The 289-nt window shown below is 65.4% G+C and carries 1 protein-coding gene; it reads right to left on the bottom strand.

The window, feature by feature from the left end; genetic code table 11:
* Positions 1 to 289 (bottom strand): 4Fe-4S dicluster domain-containing protein (locus tag NE591_RS15355; protein ID WP_256157114.1); only part of this gene is annotated, 289 nt, incomplete at both ends.

Raw genomic sequence — 289 nt, 5'->3', positions numbered from 1 at the left:
GAACACTACGGCCGGACCGGTCTCATCGGTCAGCTCGCCGATAGCTGATACGCCCTCGGGATGGCGCTCGCGCAGCTCAGAAAGGGTGCCGAACTCGAGCGCACGCACCGGGCAGGCCTTGGCGCAGGTGGGATCCGGTGTGCCCTCCGGGTTCTCGTCGGAGCAGAGCACGCACTTGTGAGACAGGCCGTCGTCTAGCTGCACAGGGTGCCCGTAGGGGCAGCTCTTCTCGCAGGTCATGCAGCCGATGCACTTCTCCTTGTCGTTGTTGACGATGCCCGTCTCCGGG

The sequence above is a fragment of the Adlercreutzia sp. DFI.6.23 genome, from assembly GCF_024462535.1.
Taxonomy (GTDB): domain Bacteria; phylum Actinomycetota; class Coriobacteriia; order Coriobacteriales; family Eggerthellaceae; genus Adlercreutzia; species Adlercreutzia rubneri.
Note: the sequence above shows the minus strand (reverse complement) of the source record. Positions and strands in the feature narration are given on the sequence as shown.